Here is a 13,973-nt window from a genome sequence, read left to right as displayed (position 1 = left end):
GCTTGTTAGTAAATTTATTACAGGATGCTTTTGTTGATGAGTTATGTTTTTAGCATTCCCATAACCATGCAGTTTAATGACCGGGTTTTAGAGCCTGAGGTTGATAACAGGATTGTTTAGTGAATAAGATCTGCTCCGGAACTATCTCCGGTGGGATGATAGGGTTGATGGTTTGAGGGCGAAGCCGGATGGAGGATATGGTGCCAAGGGGCCAAAAAAGGCTGGTGAGGGAAAAAAATAAAAGGGCTGCCGAAGGAAAGAGCGGTGTCCGGGCCGTAGCGGGTTTGGTTTTGGCGGGAGGGGCAGGAAAATGCCTGCGGGCGTTACAGCATTTCGCGAAGCGTGGAGTCTGCGTGTAGCATGGGTTAATTATGGGGATACCGGTAAGAAGAGGCAAGTCAAATTGTACTACAGCGTGAGGGGTGGCTTAGGTGCTTCTTTCTGCTACAAAATTATACAGGGGGTGATGGGTATCTCATTCCTGGTTAAAATGCTGATTTTATCAAAGCCATGCTGTTTCAATAAGATCGCTATGCCGTTGGTAGGCGGTTCATCGGTCAAGTCCGGCCCGGCTTCGAACAATATCTTTTTCAGTGCCAGGTTAGCCAGCTTTTTTACCAGGCCTTTCAGTACGCCGAGTTCGGCGCCTTCGGTATCAAGTTTCATAACCGTGGAAACCGGGAAGCCATTTTCAATCAGTGCGTCACCGGTTATGGTCAGGCATTTGGTTTGATAGCTGGATCTTTAGCCATCCCAGGCCTCCAGGGTTGACATGCCGGAGTTCCCGTCGACGATGCTGAGGGTCATGATATCCGCTTGCTCATATATGGCGAAGGCGCAGATCTGGATATCCAAAGCGTTAAGCCGGGCATTGTTATAGAGCAGGCTTAAGACCTTGGGGTTGGGTTCGAAGCACAAAACGTTTACCAGGGGCTTCCTGTTCTTTACGGCGAGGCTGTGAATCCCGATATTGGCACCGATATCCCAGAAAGTATCCCCGCCGCCAGGCTGCCGAGTATGGCTTCGGTAACTTCCGACTCGTAGAAATCTTCTTTCAGGATTACGCTGTCGATATACTCGTAGGGGTCGAGGTTGAGACTGATCCCGTATTTCGCATTGAAAACGAGGAGCGATCTGAAGCCCAGTTTCGAAAGCAACCCGAACAGTCTGTCCTTGCCCCTGATGCCATACCGGTTAAGATAAGTTAATGCCCGATCGTATAATGCCCTGTTGATTTTGCTTTTATGGGAGGGGAAAGATACATCTTTTCTGATATCGGGTCTATGCTGATGGGTATTGATTTTGAAAAAGTGAGGCCCGCGACCAATACAGTACCCGGTATTGCCGGAATATCGATAAGGGTGATCCCGGAATCGTTTTATGTACGCGGCCATAGGCATTCATATCCTGATTTCACTGCTACCGGCGTTCGATCATGAGCCTGGATTTGGCAGCGAAAAGTGAAAGCTGATCCGCTATCGCAAGGATACTATGTTTCAAAAAGTACGCTGTGCTTCCGTCAGCCGAAGTTTTCAGGCCTCAGGCGCTATCAGCTAATTAGTTAACCGGCGGCCCGCTCCTCTTTATACCTGGACATGGGCATCAGGTCGTTAAGATCGACATCGAGTGCGAAAGCCAGGTCAACAAGGCTGTCGAGTGTTGGATTTGCTGTTCCACGTTCAAATTTGCCGATCTGGGAACGGTTGACGTTGGAGATTGTCGCCAAACTATGTTGGGTCAGGTTTCTCTTTTCACGCACCAACCTCAGTTGCTCGCTAAAGATTTTTTCTGCCAAATGGTTTCGCCCGTTCTTCACAAAAACGAAAATGCGGCATAAATTTTAGTTTGACGGACTCATATATGATACAAAATGGTTATTTTTATAGCTGAAGAAAGGTCATTATAAGCTATACGAATATGACAATAACTGTAGCACCGGCTATCCTTGCAGTGGATATCAACGAGCTGGAAATGAGTGAAGAATTTAAGGCCGCGAGCCGGCAGATGGGGTTTGGTACCCTGCAGGAAATCATCGCTACCGATGCAGCCGAACTGTTCAGGAAGGACGGTTTTAATTATAACTGGTTCGGGGAATTGATCCGGTATCTTACCGAAAAAGGATTAGCAAACCTGCTGCAGCCACTGCCGGGAAGAAATCCCGATTGATACGGGCGACCATCCTGAGCAGGAGGTCCCTTAGCTCTGCAGCCGTCACCTGGCTGATGCTGTAATATTCTTTGATAAAATTGCCCTGGGAAAAGACTTCCTGGCGTTTGCTGGAAAAACTGTTTGTAAAAAATGCAAATACATGATTAACAGCCTGGTCCCCGAAAACCTTCTCTTTAACAAAATACTTTGCCAACCCTGCTAGCTGAGAGACGGATAACGTTACGTGGATCCTGTTGTTTTTACACGCCGTCAAAAGCGGCTGGCTTTCTTTTTCCAGCTTCTTCTGTTCCTCCAGCAACCAATCCGTCAACATGTCTCCGAGGCGTGGCCACCGGTAATCGTAACGGAGTCCTCCCTGGTCACCATCGTAAGCCAAAAGACGAAGCTCGGTATCAATACTACTTTTTTTCTTTTCCGGAGACTTTCCTTTCAACCGTTGTCTGATCACTGATTGAAAATACTCGAAAACAGCATAATGGTTAAATCCAAGTTTGAGCAGTTGGTCCGCGAAAAAGCTACCTATATCTGCGTCCGTACATGCCTGAAGAGCATGATGAAGCCGATTGACGAATTTGACAAAGAATAACAGTTCACCGAAATTAAAAACAGTTTGTTTACCGCTCGATTCAAAATACTGCAGGTACGATAGGACCGCCGCTGCCATAGATTTCTGAGCCCCCGCTACCTTATCCGACCAGGCATAGATCGAATGGATTTTAGACGAAACCTCCCTTACTAATCGTTCCTTGAAAGCGTATGGAGCATCAATATTGATATCGACATAAGCCTCAAAATAATTGACCAAATGATCGAGCAGCAGCAACAATTCTTTATGTAAAGCAAGCAATAGTTTTTTGCCATCGTCGGTTTTCGCACGTTGCTGATCAACTAAATCAAAAATAGCCGTAATAGATTTTGCCTGGTAGGAAAAATAACGGCACAGCGCCTCCGCTTTAATGTCTGAAAAAGCAGTGGAAGCCCAGGTATTCCGGGCTTCGCTGCACAACACCTGAATTTTTTCAGACCGCGACTGAGATTGCGACACAACACTGTCATGGCACCTGGTCATTTCGGCCAGCTGTACATAAATTCCGGTTGATGTTATTAATCCCTCAGTCTCCAAAGTGACTACAATACTATTTAAATAAAATGAGTCGTCGTTAAAATAGTAGTACAGGTGTTTGTCGGGTCGCCTTGTGAAGTCGTTGTGGTTATGGTGTCACTGCCTTTTCGCGATTTCGCTACCATCGAATAAATTTTACTTACGTTTTTTTTGGGAAGGGCTAATTTTTGGTTATTCATATTATTTGTTTTTTTACTATATTAATATTTTCATAAATATCGTTATGGGAAATTACATGAACCACGGAGAAAATTACACCAAACACAGTTATATACAACGCATGAAGCCTGCGCACTTTAACTTACGTGTCATTACTCAGCACGCTGCATGGTGGTTGTTTTTCATTATTTATGAGCTATCTATATATTTTCTCACCGACGGACATATCACTCATCTATTGAGAACAGCAATTTATTACTTGTGTAATATTTCCCTTTTTTATTCTCAAAAAGTTTTACTCGATCACTACCTTGGCTCCTCGAGGAAATACTATCGCTTAATACTTCCCATTGCGATTGAATTAATCGTTTACATGTTAGCCAAACTTACTGCAGATTACCTCCTAACCGATTTTGAGAAATCTTCAGAGCCAAAAATTCAGGTTTTAAAAGGTATGGCCGCGCTCGACTTCTACCGTTGCATCTTTTTTACGGCGCTTGCTTCGCTCTATTGGACGGCATTAAATATCTCGCGCTACCAAAGGCAAACTGCCGAGGCAAAAATCAAACAATTGACAGCTGAAAGAGACAACCTCTACTTAGAAACGGATCTCGCGAAAGCCCGGAATGCTTATCTTCAGCAACAAATGAATCCACACCTGCTATTCAATTCGCTCAACTTCATACACAACGACGTTTACAGGTACTCTGAAGCGGCAGCCGAAAATGTACTTTTATTAGCCGACATCATGCGCTACACCGTCGAAGGAGCAGAGCCCGACGGCAAGATATCGCTGGTTAAGGAGGCTGAACAATTGAATAACCTGATTCATATCAACCGATCCCGGTTCGATTATCCCTTAAATCTCGATTATACCGTCTCCGGTGACATATCGGCTTGTCGCATCATCCCCCTCGTCCTGATGACCTTGCTGGAAAATATTTTCAAGCACGCCGATTTACGAGGCCGGCCTGCGTTTGCAAGACTTATGGTATCCGACCGCCAAAAGCTGACCTTCGAAACCGGCAACTATAAAAGTTCAGTTTCGCCAAACGCCCGCGTCCAAAGCCTTGGTCTCAAAAACATTTGCCTGCGCCTTGATTATGCTTACGGAAATAATTACCGGCTGGACATTAAAGACGGTGATGATTATTATCAATCCACTTTAACCATTCAACTATGACATTAACCACTTATATAGTCGACGATGAAGCCCATGCCATTGACTACCTGGCTGCCTTTATTAGGAAAACGCCTGACCTGGTATTAGCCGGATCGGATACGGATCCGGTTAAGGCGCTGCATGACCTGAAGGCCAATCCGCCTATGCTGGTTTTCCTCGATGTGGAAATGCCGGCTTTATCCGGCCTGGACCTGGCTTCCCTGATCGGCGGCGACATCAAGGTCGTCCTGGTTACGTCATTCCGCCAATACGGCCCGGAAGCTTTTGCGCTGAAAATCTGCGATTACCTGATGAAGCCGTTTTCCTATGCCAGGTTCCTGGAATGTATTCAGAAAGTAAGGGATCTGTATGAACTCAAAGAAACGGAAATCAAAGAACGGGAGCATCTTTTTGTCAAGGGCGGACAGAAAGATGTTTATATCAAAGTACCTGTCAATGCCATTTTGTACGCCCGGTCGGCTATCAACTATGTCGAAATCCAACTCGCCGATGAAAGGATCATCACCTACCTGACCTTAACGGAACTGATGGAAAATCTCCCGGCCGGGCAGTTCAGCCGGGTTCAGCGTTCCCATATCGTCAACAGGGACAGGATCCGGGCGATTGAGCAAAGCGATATCAGGATGGAAAATGGTGAGCTAATACCGATCGGTGAAAGTTACCGGGAAGAATTTATGAGCACCATCAGCCCCTCCCTATTGATCAGTAAACGCATCAGGGGCTGACACCCACGTTCTTCAAACGCGCGATCCGCTCCGCACAAGCTTTGTGCAGGCCATAAAACAGCAGCGCTTCATGTTCACGCTGGCGGATATTGAACATCCTGTTGACCTGCATGTGCAGTAAATCCGCGAGCAGCGCATAGCGCCTGGCAGGGCCCCATTCCCGGGACGCCTCCGACAGGCCCGCGATGAGCTCCACAATTTCTGCCGCTTCATCATGGCCTGCCGCTACTGTTTGCTGCCGCAACGCATCCCCCAGGATCTTTTGCAGCTCGCGGCTGTACCCGCGGTATTTTCCATCCAGGCTGACCCGTAACTTTTTGTCGCCGCCGAACTCGCGTAAAAAGCTTTCCGACCGCCATTTAAAAAATTCCGGAAGTTCGCTTTCCCGCAAAAAAGCGACAGCCATACGGCAGACCAGGTCAAAAGCGGCAAGATCGCTGCGCTGCAGGTCGCCGTTCGCTTTTTCCTGTAATTTGCGCAATACCCATTCACTGCCGGCTTTAAACAGCAATTCAACCTGTTCGATCAGTTCAGGACTGTACCGTTCGAGCTCACGCCGGTAGACCTCATATTTAACATCTTTCACCGACGATCCCTGCTCCGCCAATTTTTCTTTCAGTGCCCCGAGCAGTCTGCCTGTTTGCTCAGCCGTCGACCTGACCCTCAGCCGGAGGTGCGGTTCCGGGTCCTGGTACCGGATAAAGAACCACACCCTGATCTGTTCAGGGAATAGTTGTAAAAACGGATGTACAACCGAAACCAGCAGCCGATCTGCGGCCTCCGGTGTAGCATAAATTTTAAGATAAAGCCATTCACTCCCGGGGAGGAATTCCCGCTGAACCTGGTCATTTTGCGGGAAACGCTGTACGGCATTCCCGTAAACAGTAGTGGACCGCTTTAACAAAGCGAGCATCTGTGCCGCAAGCGGCTTGCCATCGGCTTCGACTGTCCTGTCGGGTAACAGGTACTCCCGGATAACCGCCGGCAGCGAGTCTTTTAAGCAATCGAGGAAAAACACAGCCTCCTCATCGTTCCCCAGGTCAAAGACCAGTTGCTGGTCGCTCAGGCCCAGGCTGACCAGGCGGGGAATTCCACGTTCCGCCCGGAACAGGTGCAGCCGCCCGATGGATAAAGGGAGGGCCGTTAATTCCTTCAGCTCCGCATCATTCAGCCGCCACCTGGCAAGGCTCAGGACGACCTTGCCCGTAACGACCCTTGGGTAAAAGTCAAGACCGGGAAAAAGCTTTTCCAGGTCGAAAGTGAGATTCGCCTGCAGGCCCCTGTATTGCAGGTCGCAGAGAAACTGGAATACCGCCAGGGGATTATGCTGAAAGTTATAGGCCGTAGGCAGCCTCGGTATAATCCGTTTGCCAAGGGCCGTTGACTCCAGCAGCAGTTCCCCGCCCTCCAGCCGCAGGGTCAGGTCATGCAAAGGGATTCGGAGATGGCCGGTATTACCGGGAAAAGTATTGATATCGATCACGGCGTCATAAAGCGGCATCCGCCGGTTGATATTATCGACATGCGTGTCGGACAACTGGTGCAGTTCGGCAAACAGGACATCCGGGTTTGCTTCGCGCTCATCCGCCGCAAGCTCTTGGCACAGCCGCTCGACTTCCCGGCTGAAGACCGAAAACCGCCCGGTCAGCGAAGTCGCGGACGCGCCTCCGGTGTTATCCAGTACGATCCTGTCTTCTGCACAGGTAAACATGACTGCCAGCGTCGGGGGGAGCCGGTAATCTTCGCCGGGGGATTCGAGAACCTCGACATCTTCGGGCCGTATGTCCACAGGATCAGCCTGCCGCCTGTGCGTATTTTGCAGCCAGAGGCGCAGGAACAGCCGATGCACCGCCGTCCATTCCACCTGCCTTACAGTGGTGCCTTTTTCAGAAAAGGCGATATCGTCCAGTATCCCGCACGATTGCGCCAGGTCATAGAGCTCTCCATAGCCAATGCCTGCATCCGGGTCCATCGCCTGCAGGAGCGGGATCCGCCGGTCTTCGAAGCGCGCCCTGAAGTCCGTCATAAATTTTTTCAGGGCCGGGGTAGGATAAGGTAGGACGATCTTCCGCAGGACCGATATGGCAGCAAGCAGGTTTACCTGTAGCTCCGTACTTATGCCGCCCGCGACAGCCATCCGTTCCAGGCCGCCGTAAAAAGGGTTTCCCCTGAAATCAATGTTACTTTCCGCGTTGATGGCAGACAGTTCCAGTTCAAAGCGAGGGAGTGATATTTCCCCGTTGGGCGGGAAAGCCGTCAGCGTTTTCCAGAAAGCTGACATCCTGCCCGAAAGCGGAACGGTACCGGGCAAGATCCTCCCATCCGGTAAGCGGCTGGCAAATAAACCGTGGTCAGGTCCGGTCAGCAGCACCTGTTCACCGATCAGAAAGTTCAGGTATTCAAGAGCTTCGCCATCCGAAGAGTCCGTCCGTTCTGCCACATATTTGGCAAGGTCGGGCAGCGATAGCGCGCTGTCTCGGCATAGTTGTATCACCTCTTCGTTCAGCGGCTCGGCAGGAAGTTCATTGACCGAAAATCCCGCTTTGCCGGATTCGTTCCAGGAAGTCCGGACATAACGAAAAAAGGAGGAAAGCCGGTATAAGGTAGGGTTTGCAGCTAAGAGAACCTCCGGAGAAGCGCTCATGGCATTATGATCAGCGGCAACGATCCATTCCCTCGAGGGAAGCACATGCAGTAAGGCGTCGCCGGCGCCGGCGAGTTTGATTCCCCGCCGTCCGGACGTCCAGGATGCCAGGCCAAAGGACGAAAAGGCACCGAAGGGTGTCGGCCGGAATGACATCCGGTTGAAGTATTTTTTTAAAGTCGCCTGCTGCCTGGGGTTCAGCGCGCCCCGGTCAAAATTCAGTTTTTCGAGCTCCCGGTAGAACACGGGGCTTGCCAGGAACAGGGCATTTAAAAAAACACGGTCCGACAGTAACCGGCCGATAGCCGCCGGGCTGTAATCCTCAAAACTGTAAAACGGAGCGCGTAGGAACAGCTGCTCTTTAAACTGATAAATCTCTTCGTCCTTCATGCGATTACTTCTTATCAAAAGGGTATATACCTAATTCTTACTGTTTTGCCGCAGACCGGCGCCCGTACTTTGCTTTCGTCAAACACCAATGCCATGAAAACGATCAGCAAAACCGATATGCCCGCAGCCCTGCTGGTGCTCCTGTTCAGCTATGCCGCTGCCAGCAAGCTCGCCGATACCGGAAAATTCCGCGGGCAGCTGTACCTCCAGCCTTTTCCACACGCCCTGAGTGACGCGCTGGTCTACGCCCTCCCGGTCATTGAACTGGCCGTCGTCGCGCTGCTGCTCGCCGACCGTACCAGGAAAGCCGGGCTCATTGCAGCGCTGGCCCTGCTCACCGCATTCACGGTCTATATCTCGATGGGCCTGCTCCATGTCTGGAAGCGTGTCCCCTGTTCCTGCGGCGGTATCCTCGAGCATATGGGCTGGGGGCAGCACCTCGCCTTCAACTGGGTTTTTATGATCATCAATATCCTGGGGCTCTGTTTTGGGCGCCGGGAACAAACAGCACTGACCTGACCTCACCGCAAAAACGGGGGAAAGCCGAAAACCCGTGAACAGAGTAGGCACCATACCATAGCTAAAGTTTTTCGTTTGTTTTTTAGCAAAAAAGCATTCATCGTTATGAAAAATTTAAAGTCGTTCCTATTGGGCATGGCCCTGATCGCGGGCCTTGGCGGCGCGCTGGCCACTACAGCCCATCCGGTTAAAAGCAGCAAACCGGCCAATGTTTTCTGGACCTATAATGGCGACCAGACCCCAACCCAGCTGGCTGATCCAAGCAAGTACACGTTCAGCGCCGTAGATCCGAATTGCGGTACCAGCGGCGACCGTTGTGCCATACAGGCGCCCCGCAGTACGACGAATACCAATCAGCCGGACCTCTCAGCGATCAGCAAAGAGGAACTGCACAATTAATACCCCTTTGCCCAGTGTTGCGGGACGGCCGAAAAGCCGTCCCGCTTTTTTTGTCAGGGATTTTGCGGAATGCCGGTTTCCGCGATCACTGTCAATGGTATAGGCCACAGGTACCGCGGATCGCCGGGTGCCAGTTCATAGCGTATCCCGCCGGCCACCCGCACCAGCGTTTTTTGGTAATCCGGTTCCATGTTCAGCCTCCTCAGGTCCGACCATCGCAGTCCCCGAAGCAGCAGCTCCTTCCGTCTTTCTTCCAGTATCCAGCGCAATACTGTTTTCCCCTCAGCGGATGCGAGATCGCTGTAGGAGGCTTTGAGATACCTGTTTTTCCTTAACAGGTTCAGGTCCGCCAATGCCCCGCCTAAATCCCCGACCCTCGCCCGGCATTCGGCGCGGATCAGGTAGAGCTCATCGGTGGCCAGGCCGCTGAACAATTTAGAACTCCCGTCATAGCTTCCCCTGAAGTTCTGGTATTTATTCGCGGTAGCAGCGCTGAAGAAAAGCGGTTTCCGCAGGTCCGCAGCATCGTAGGAAGCATACAGGACAGTATCCACCAAATATTTCGGTGACTGCAGGTTGCTGTAAGATGTGGGGCCTGCATGAAATATCACCTCGTCATTGAAGCGTTGGAAGGGCGGACCTGATGCTGAGCTTATGCCATTATAATCTATCAGCGTGCTGTTCAGCGCCAGGGCCGAATCGGCGTATGCCGCCGAACGTTTATAATCCCGCATGCTCAGGTAAGTCCGGGCGAACATGGCGTAGGCTGCTGCCTTTCCCGGCCGGGTTTTGGCGATGACGTTTACCGGCAAAAGTTTGACGGCTGATTGCAGGTCAGCCGTGATCTGGGCGTAGGCCACCGCTACCGTGCTGCGCAGGGAAGGCGCGTTCAGGTCAGCGCTTGCCCGGATCACCAGGCCAGGATCAGCTGCGGCTGTAGCCGGATCGTAAGGCTTACAGAACTCCTGTGCCAGCTGCCAGTAGGCATAGGCCCTGAAGAAAGCCGCCTGCCCCCTGATATTGTTCCAGCCGGTGCTGCCGGAACCACCGTATTTCGCTGCGCCTTCCAGCACGATATTGGCATAAAATATGGCCGTGTAAGGCAGCGACCAGTCGTTCTTGACATTTTCGTTAAATACGTCCCGGCTCCAGACATAGCCGTTTCGGACAGTCAGCGGCGCAGATGCCAGGGTGGCATCCAGGATAAACCCGTCGTCCGCCCCCGCGATCCCGGCCATAGGCCAGGAAGCATTAAAAATGTCGGTATTGTCCAGCAAGGCCTGGAAGTCAGCTGCCGAGGAGGGCACCTGCAGGCTGGAGGAAGGTTTGATATCCAGCTGTTTTTTGCAGGCAGCCGGCAGCAGGAGGCAGCAAAGCAGTGCTGCCCTCCGGCGTAGTTTTTTTATGTTCATGGTATTGCTCATCGTTAATCGGTTAAAAAGTACCTGTAAATCCCAAAGCGACAGTCTTCGGCAGTTTGAGGGAATATGGGTGATCCGGGTCGAGGCCTGTTTTCGTCGCTTTCCACAGCAGGCCCAGATTGGCGGCGTAGAGGTAGACCTGCAATCGTTTCAGGCCGATCCGCTCCGGCAATTTCCCGCCGGCGTCGTAGCTGAGCCGCAGGTCCTGCAGGCGGATATTATCCGCTTTTTCCGCGTAGACGGCCGACTGGCTGTAAAACTGGTCCCGCCTGGCGTTTACGGGATAGACGAAGGATGGCACACGGGTACGCGTTTCGTCACCGGGCTTCTGCCAGCGGAGCGCGTAGTCAGCTGTCGATACATCCCTGTTATTGAGCAGTGCGGAATAGGAAATCGCCTGGCGCATAAAATAGTACCCGAAGCGGTAGGCGATATTAGCCGACAGGGCGATGCCCTGATAGCTGAAGGTATTGCGAAAATTCCCAAAATACGTGGGGACGCCCGAACCCACATATTGCAGGTCGCCGACTTTGGTCTGGGCCAGTAGCGCGTTATAATCTTTACTGACCTGTCCGTTCAGGTAGCCCTGCGGGTCGCCGGTCTGCGGATCGAGCCCGGCCCATTTATAGGTGAGGATGGCGTAAACAGGTTTGCCCACCAGCGGGGAAACGGTAATTCCGTTGGCCGCGTAGGTAGCGGCCAGGTCACTTGACTGGTAGTATCGGGTGACATGGTTAGCTGCATAGCTGAGGAGCAGGTCGGTTTGCCAGCGCAAAGCTAAGGCGCCCAGGTTATTGCTGTGCAGGTTAAGTTCCCAGCCGTGCCCCGCCATTTCGGCTACATTGCCTTTGAACTGGTATTGGTTCGTCGCCGGGTTCAGGACACCTGTTGTCTGGTCCAGCGGCCGGAAGCCGATGAGGTCTTTAGCCTTTTTGCGGTAATACTCCACCGATCCGGAGAGCACATCCCCGAAGGCCGAAAAATCAACGGCGAGATTGAGGATGCCCGTTTTCTCCCAGCCCAGCGATGGGTTCGGCGGGTTCTGGACGGAAGCATAGAACTGGCCGCTGAGCGGGTTGAGCGCATTGTAGCGGATGGTGGTCTGCGCCGCCAGCGTGTTGTCCACGTTCCCGCTGTAGCCGTAGGTTGCCCTCAGCTTCAGCCGTGGCATCCATCCCGCACGGTAAAAATGCTCTTTGCTGATCGTCCATGTCAGGCCCACGGAATAGAGCGGCACCCCTTTCTGGTTGGCATTGACGCCGAAGAGGTTGGATTCGTCACGGCGGATGCTGCCGGACAGGCTGTACCGGTCGTCGAAGCTGTAGCCGGCGTCCCCGAACCAGGACAGGTTATAATTGTCGAGGTCGCCGGAAGCGTTCAGGTACGGGATGGTGCTGTCAATGAAATAGGAGTAATTGGACAGCAGGTAGCTGGTCTGGTAATCCACCGGCGATGCCTGTTCAATGGCCGGATTATAGCCATAATCCCGGAAACTGCGCGAACGCGTATGGTCGTTGCGGTACTCATAACCGCCCAGCATGGACAGCCGGTGCCTGCCCCAGGCCTGTTTAAAATTCAGCTGGGCACGGAAACTATTGGACAGCAGTTTGCTGTCCGAGGCGTCCATGATCCCCCCGGCAGGCACCGGCCTGGACAAGGTGCCGTCACCGGCCGTCTGCGTATACTGGTTGACCGTGTTCCGGGCATAGTAGCTGTCCGGGCCATACAGCCAGCTGCCCTGGGTCTGGCCGCTTTCCAGCTGGTAGCGCAGTTCGGCATCGAAGCCATAGCCGATATGGTATTTCAGCGCCGTGTTCAGCAACAGGTCAAGCTGATCGCTGCGGTTGTCTACGTTTTTGTAGTCATCCAGCGGCTGGTAGTTCCAGTCCAGGAAGCCCTGCGCCTCCGAATCTTTAATAAACGATTCCCGGTAGTCGAGGTTCAGGGGCAGGGCATTTCCATGGTCGTCCGCGATCCGGGCATAGGGCCATGGCTTTTTGCCGTCGATGCTGATGAGCGAGGAAGGTTCGTTCCTGCCGGCCAGCGTTTTGCTGCTGGTCAGCAATACACCGGCATCCAGCTGCAGGCGCTTGCCCCAATAAAAGCTGTTGTCCGCGCGCAGGTTCAGCCGCTGGAAGCGGCCATCCAGGCTGCTGAGGTTGCGGTCATAGCCCGCGGAAAAGAAATAAGTATTTTTATCCGATCCCCCGCTCAGGCTGAGGCCATATTGTTGGCTGACCGCCTTGCGGTACCAGTATTTCCGGAGGTCATTGCGGATATCCTGCCCTGCCAACGCCCCGATCTGCCGGTCCGCCGCGACGGGATCGATGGTGCCGTCGCGTTTGGCGATCAGCAGCTCCACCAGCGGTGACAGTGCCGTATGCGCGTAGGATTGCTCGTCGTCGCTGTAAAAACCTTTGGCAAACAGGTCTTTTTCCAAACCGGCGAAATCGGATGATGACATGCGGGGCAGGTAAAACACATCCGGCTTTTGCGCGATGTTCACGTTCGCGTTGAAATTCACGGTCATGGGTTTGTTCTTCGCGCCTTTCCTGGTGGTGATCACGATCACGCCGTTGCTTGCCCGCACGCCCCAGATCGCGGCGGCGGAAGCATCTTTAAGGATGGAGATGCTTTCCACGTCGTTGGGGTTGATATTGTTGATATCGCCGTTATAGGGGAAATTGTCCAGCACGATCAATGGCGACGCCCCGGCGAACAGGGTGCTGCGCCCCCGGATGCTGAGGTTTCCCTGTTGGCCAACCCGGGTATCGAACTGCACCGTGCTGACGCCGTTCAGGCGGTCGAGTACGCCGGTGCTGACTGAACGGTTGATCAGCGCTTTGTCCAGCTGCTCGAAGGAGCCTGTGGTTTTTTCCAGGGCCTGCGTACGGTAGCCTGTGGAAACGACTTTCACTTCGTCGATCTCTTCCACTTCCCTGCGCAGGGTGACTTTTAAAAAACTGTTGTCGAACACCACGATGTCCCTGTCCAGGAAACCGTTTTTGTGCAGCATGAGGGTATCCAGGCGGCCGGCAGTCAGCACGAAGCGGCCGTCTTCACCGGTGAGGGCTACGCTCACAGCTCCCTTGTTTATTTTTCCCCGCACCCGGACGCTTACACCGGCCAGCGGCCTGCCGGCCATGTCCTGTACCAGGCCGGGCAGTTCCTGCGCGAAGGATCCTGTGGCCAGCAAAAGGAGGCAGGCCAGTCCTATACTTTTTTGGTAGAATTGTTTCAT

At 52.5% G+C, this 13,973-nt stretch carries 13 protein-coding genes; 5 read left to right on the top strand and 8 right to left on the bottom strand.

Annotated elements, in window-relative coordinates:
* Nucleotides 1-444 precede the first annotated feature (444 nt).
* The 4 genes from LX99_RS20970 to LX99_RS20960 all read right to left on the bottom strand — a co-directional run bounded on the left by LX99_RS20970 (nucleotide 445) and on the right by LX99_RS20960 (nucleotide 1,795).
* A complete protein-coding gene (locus LX99_RS20970) occupies nucleotides 445-714 on the bottom strand; it encodes a class I SAM-dependent methyltransferase (protein WP_342769434.1) in 270 nt (89 codons plus the stop codon).
* Between the two features lie 30 nt (nucleotides 715-744).
* Nucleotides 745-963: a class I SAM-dependent methyltransferase gene (locus LX99_RS26145; RefSeq protein ID WP_245927981.1), complete on the bottom strand. Its 219-nt coding sequence runs from the start codon at nucleotides 961-963 to the stop codon at nucleotides 745-747.
* Nucleotides 945-1,394, bottom strand: coding sequence for a hypothetical protein (locus LX99_RS26140; RefSeq protein ID WP_245927975.1), 450 nt, complete (start codon nucleotides 1,392-1,394; stop codon nucleotides 945-947). The genes LX99_RS26145 and LX99_RS26140 overlap by 19 nt, the downstream gene beginning before the upstream one ends.
* A 167-nt stretch (nucleotides 1,395-1,561) precedes the next feature.
* Nucleotides 1,562-1,795: a helix-turn-helix domain-containing protein gene (locus LX99_RS20960; RefSeq protein ID WP_170122759.1), complete on the bottom strand. Its 234-nt coding sequence runs from the start codon at nucleotides 1,793-1,795 to the stop codon at nucleotides 1,562-1,564.
* Nucleotides 1,796-1,917: 122 nt separating this feature from the next.
* Here LX99_RS20960 and LX99_RS20955 point away from each other — a divergent pair, with 122 nt between their 5' ends.
* Nucleotides 1,918-2,166 carry a hypothetical protein gene (locus LX99_RS20955; protein WP_109609605.1) on the top strand — a complete coding sequence of 83 codons (249 nt, stop codon included), beginning with the start codon at nucleotides 1,918-1,920 and terminating at the stop codon, nucleotides 2,164-2,166.
* Here LX99_RS20955 and LX99_RS20950 read toward each other — a convergent pair.
* Nucleotides 2,108-3,292, bottom strand: a complete 1,185-nt coding sequence (locus LX99_RS20950) for a hypothetical protein (protein ID WP_109609604.1) — start codon at nucleotides 3,290-3,292, stop codon at nucleotides 2,108-2,110. The genes LX99_RS20955 and LX99_RS20950 overlap by 59 nt on opposite strands.
* A gap of 235 nt (nucleotides 3,293-3,527) precedes the next feature.
* Here LX99_RS20950 and LX99_RS20945 point away from each other — a divergent pair, with 235 nt between their 5' ends.
* A complete protein-coding gene (locus LX99_RS20945) occupies nucleotides 3,528-4,634 on the top strand; it encodes a sensor histidine kinase (protein WP_170122758.1) in 1,107 nt (368 codons plus the stop codon).
* Entirely contained in the window at nucleotides 4,631-5,359 is a 729-nt protein-coding gene (locus LX99_RS20940) for a LytR/AlgR family response regulator transcription factor (RefSeq protein ID WP_109609602.1), read from the top strand. The genes LX99_RS20945 and LX99_RS20940 overlap by 4 nt, the downstream gene beginning before the upstream one ends.
* On the opposite strand, the gene LX99_RS20935 is transcribed toward LX99_RS20940, so the two are convergent.
* On the bottom strand, nucleotides 5,349-8,393 hold the full coding sequence (locus LX99_RS20935; RefSeq protein ID WP_109609601.1) for a lantibiotic dehydratase: 3,045 nt from the start codon (nucleotides 8,391-8,393) through the stop codon (nucleotides 5,349-5,351). The two genes, LX99_RS20940 and LX99_RS20935, sit on opposite strands and share 11 nt — an antisense overlap.
* Nucleotides 8,394-8,486: 93 nt before the next feature.
* Here LX99_RS20935 and LX99_RS20930 point away from each other — a divergent pair, with 93 nt between their 5' ends.
* Together LX99_RS20930 and LX99_RS20925 are read left to right on the top strand one after the other, a co-directional pair.
* A complete protein-coding gene (locus LX99_RS20930) occupies nucleotides 8,487-8,912 on the top strand; it encodes a MauE/DoxX family redox-associated membrane protein (protein WP_109609600.1) in 426 nt (141 codons plus the stop codon).
* A gap of 105 nt (nucleotides 8,913-9,017) precedes the next feature.
* Nucleotides 9,018-9,311 (top strand): hypothetical protein, encoded by a 294-nt coding sequence (locus LX99_RS20925; RefSeq protein ID WP_109609599.1) that lies wholly within the window; start codon nucleotides 9,018-9,020, stop codon nucleotides 9,309-9,311.
* 53 nt (nucleotides 9,312-9,364) lie between these two features.
* On the opposite strand, the gene LX99_RS20920 is transcribed toward LX99_RS20925, so the two are convergent.
* On the bottom strand, nucleotides 9,365-10,723 hold the full coding sequence (locus LX99_RS20920) for a RagB/SusD family nutrient uptake outer membrane protein (RefSeq protein WP_245927980.1): 1,359 nt from the start codon (nucleotides 10,721-10,723) through the stop codon (nucleotides 9,365-9,367).
* Nucleotides 10,724-10,745: 22 nt separating this feature from the next.
* The gene (locus LX99_RS20915; RefSeq protein WP_109609597.1) at nucleotides 10,746-13,973 is read right to left on the bottom strand and encodes a SusC/RagA family TonB-linked outer membrane protein; all 3,228 of its coding nucleotides are present in this window, start codon (nucleotides 13,971-13,973) and stop codon (nucleotides 10,746-10,748) included.

It is taken from the genome of Mucilaginibacter oryzae (genome assembly GCF_003148845.1).
Classification (GTDB): domain Bacteria; phylum Bacteroidota; class Bacteroidia; order Sphingobacteriales; family Sphingobacteriaceae; genus Mucilaginibacter; species Mucilaginibacter oryzae.
The sequence above is the reverse complement of the archived record's forward strand: the minus strand, read 5'-3'. Positions and strand labels throughout refer to the sequence as shown.

What these genes read in the sequence shown, in the direction of transcription:
- LX99_RS26140 (WP_245927975.1), bottom strand. Translation starts at nt 1,394, where the DNA reads ATGGCCGCGTACATAAAACGATTCCGGGATCACCCTTATCGATATTCC.
- LX99_RS20955 (WP_109609605.1), top strand. Translation starts at nt 1,918, where the DNA reads ATGACAATAACTGTAGCACCGGCTATCCTTGCAGTGGATATCAACGAG.
- LX99_RS20945 (WP_170122758.1), top strand. Translation starts at nt 3,528, where the DNA reads ATGAACCACGGAGAAAATTACACCAAACACAGTTATATACAACGCATG.
- LX99_RS20940 (WP_109609602.1), top strand. Translation starts at nt 4,631, where the DNA reads ATGACATTAACCACTTATATAGTCGACGATGAAGCCCATGCCATTGAC.
- LX99_RS20935 (WP_109609601.1), bottom strand. Translation starts at nt 8,393, where the DNA reads ATGAAGGACGAAGAGATTTATCAGTTTAAAGAGCAGCTGTTCCTACGC.
- LX99_RS20930 (WP_109609600.1), top strand. Translation starts at nt 8,487, where the DNA reads ATGAAAACGATCAGCAAAACCGATATGCCCGCAGCCCTGCTGGTGCTC.
- LX99_RS20925 (WP_109609599.1), top strand. Translation starts at nt 9,018, where the DNA reads ATGAAAAATTTAAAGTCGTTCCTATTGGGCATGGCCCTGATCGCGGGC.
- LX99_RS20920 (WP_245927980.1), bottom strand. Translation starts at nt 10,723, where the DNA reads ATGAACATAAAAAAACTACGCCGGAGGGCAGCACTGCTTTGCTGCCTC.
- LX99_RS20915 (WP_109609597.1), bottom strand. Translation starts at nt 13,973, where the DNA reads ATGAAACAATTCTACCAAAAAAGTATAGGACTGGCCTGCCTCCTTTTG.